General features: G+C 62.7%; 4 protein-coding genes and 1 tRNA gene. 2 read left to right on the top strand and 3 right to left on the bottom strand.

Annotation, left to right across the window (positions count from 1 at the left end):
* Together WBB85_RS14280 and WBB85_RS14275 are read right to left on the bottom strand one after the other, a co-directional pair.
* Positions 1-598: GntR family transcriptional regulator (locus WBB85_RS14280; protein ID WP_432639275.1), on the bottom strand; the 598-nt coding region annotated here is incomplete at its 3' end.
* Between the two features lie 42 nt (positions 599-640).
* Positions 641-1,333 (bottom strand): M48 family metallopeptidase, encoded by a 693-nt coding sequence (locus WBB85_RS14275; RefSeq protein ID WP_432639274.1) that lies wholly within the window; start codon positions 1,331-1,333, stop codon positions 641-643.
* 156 nt (positions 1,334-1,489) lie between these two features.
* Here WBB85_RS14275 and WBB85_RS14270 point away from each other — a divergent pair, with 156 nt between their 5' ends.
* A complete protein-coding gene (locus WBB85_RS14270) occupies positions 1,490-1,819 on the top strand; it encodes a TIGR02300 family protein (RefSeq protein WP_432639273.1) in 330 nt (109 codons plus the stop codon).
* A gap of 182 nt (positions 1,820-2,001) precedes the next feature.
* Positions 2,002-2,077: transfer RNA gene (locus tag WBB85_RS14265), tRNA-Ala, on the top strand.
* 260 nt (positions 2,078-2,337) lie between these two features.
* On the opposite strand, the gene WBB85_RS14260 is transcribed toward WBB85_RS14265, so the two are convergent.
* Positions 2,338-2,605 (bottom strand): GMC oxidoreductase (locus tag WBB85_RS14260; RefSeq protein WP_432639272.1); only part of this gene is annotated, 268 nt, incomplete at its 5' end.

The following is a 2,605-nucleotide window of genomic DNA, read 5'->3' as shown; positions in this document are numbered from 1 at the left end:
CACCTGCCCTCAACGCCGCGAGGATCATCCGATGGTGCTGCGGCGGTTCGGACCTCGCAATACGGGAATAAACCGCCCGCATCGTGGGACCCAGCTGCAACCATACCGTCTCGGCCACCGCCAACATCGCGGGGGCTTGTGCGCGCAGATAGAGGGTGCGGTGGAACTCCAGATTGGTGCGGATATAGGCCACCGCATCGCGCTTCACAGCGGCTTCGGCATTGGCCATATTGATCGCCTGCAACCTCTCGATCAGTGCCCAATGGGCACGAGGCAAGGCACGGCTGGCCAGCTCCGTCTCGATCAGCGCGCGCAGGCTTGCCAGTTCCTCGATCCGCTCATTTGACAGTTCCGGCGTCGTCACCCGGCCGGAAGACGACAAGGTCAGCGCCCCTTCTGCCGCCAGCCGCCGCATCGCCTCGCGCGCGGGTGTCATCGACACCCCATAGGTTTTCGCAATTCCCCTCAGCGTCAGCGCCTGCCCCGGCGCTAATTCGCCGTGCATGATCTGCTGGCGCAAGGATCGGTACAACCGGTCATGCGAGGCCAGGCCGGGATCAGCGGGGCGTGGTTGCGGAAGGGTGCCGGACTTCGTCACAATACGCCCCCGACGTTCAACAGACACCCCGGAATAAACCGCTCAGTCACCGAAATCCACCCGATGCAAGGATGGCCCATGGGTCCGCAGCCAGCGCCGGTGCCGTGCATAATCCGGCATGAGCCGCCCCACGACCGTCCAGAACGCCTCCGAATGGTTCATCTCCTCCAGATGCGCGACTTCATGTGCCGCAACATAGTTCAGCACGTCCTGCGGCGCCATGATCAGCCGCCAGGAATACATCAGGCAGCCATCCGCCGTGCAGGATCCCCATCGCGACCGGGTATCGCGCAGGGTCAGACGCGCAAACGACCGACCGAGCCTGCCCGCATAGACCTCGCTGGCCGCCTGCAGACGTTGCCGAGCGGCGAGCTTCAGATACGCGCGGACCCTGACCCCGACATCGGCAGCGCTTGCCGGAACCAGAATTTCATCGCCGAGAATACACACGGACCGGACTGGGGCAACACTCACCGTCAACGAGCGGCCTTCGAAAGGCATCACATGGCCAGGCGCCAACCGTTCGGGACGGGCTGACTGAAGCAAGGCTTGCCGGACCCAATCCGCCTTCCCGTAGGCGAAGGCCAGCGCCTCGGCCTCCCGCGCCCGCGCCGGCATCGACAAGGTCACCTTTCCGTCCAGCTGCGACACACGCAACGAAAACCGCCGCGCGCGGGATGACCGACGCAGCGTCAGTTCGACGGGCGGATCGCCGGGTAGAATACGCTGATTCATTTCAGTCCTTCCGTATCCTCAGATTACAGACGCCTCTCACGAGGAAAAGGCCAAAGCTCACCGATCATAGATTCCCGGCAAAAGCCTTTGACAGCCCCGCGCACATGTGGCAGTTGGCACCGACTCTCAGATAGACGTGCACTGAAGGAGTGTTCCATGCCCAAGGACGAATGGGGCGTCAAGCGCCTCTGCCCGCATTGCGCCAGCCGGTTCTACGACCTTCAGCGCGATCCGATGACCTGCCCAGAATGCGGTCATACTTTCACCGCCGAAAGCCTTGTCGCCGGCCGTGGCCGTGCGCTGATCAGCGAAAAGGCCGCCCCGAAGGCAGCAGATCTCGAAAGTGACGATCTGACCGACGACACCGATCTCGACGATGATACCGGTGACGCCGATATCGACGATGATCTGCTCGAGGATGACGAAGACGATGATGTCTCGCTCGACGAAATCGCCGATGTGGCGACGAACGACGACGACAACTGAGGCAAGACCAAAGCAGCCGCTTTGTCTGTGGCAAGCAAGGATTACGGGCGCGGCAACACCGCGCCCATTGTCGTTCGGGACCGCCCCTTCAATCTTTTTCGATACCTGATTTTTCGCTTGCGCCGCCCGACCGCGTTGCCTATATCGCGCCACACGCGGGTGGCAACACCCGGACCTCCGGTGGGGCCATAGCTCAGTTGGGAGAGCGCTTGAATGGCATTCAAGAGGTCGTCGGTTCGATCCCGATTGGCTCCACCAAACAAATCAGTAAAAACAGAAACTTACGGCAAGCCTCGCAAGGTGCTTTGTTGTTACACGCTTGCCCCGTAAGACTACCGTAAGTTTTGGGTCGCACCCAAGTGCCGCGGACTTACTCTGCGACCGCTTCGGTCGAAGTAGAATCCCCTTCTGCTGCATCTGGGATGAGGGCCTTCGCACCATAAAACCCCGGGATCAAACACCAACTCTCGTGGCCTGATCACACGGGGGGGGCCAGGTCTTCGTCGGCCAAGCACCTCTCAGGGCGCCAGCGTTCCTATCCGGTGAGCGTTGGCCATCACCGAAAAGGTGATCGTCGTCGCCGGGATCGCGGGCAGGCTTGAGGCGTCGATCAGGTGCAGCCGGTCCCAGCCAAGCGGGCGGCCGAGCGGATCGGATTGCCCGGCCTTCGGCTCGGCCGCCATCGGCACCGACGCACCGACATGAAAGCTCGACCCCGGCGCGCCGGGACGCGCGGCGAAGGTCAGGGGCAAGAGGCCCACCTTGCGCATCGCGCGGCCCATGTGC

Source organism: Albidovulum sp., assembly GCF_049646345.1.
In the GTDB taxonomy this organism is placed as follows: Bacteria; Pseudomonadota; Alphaproteobacteria; order Rhodobacterales; family Rhodobacteraceae; genus Albidovulum.
Note: the sequence above shows the minus strand (reverse complement) of the source record. Positions and strands in the feature narration are given on the sequence as shown.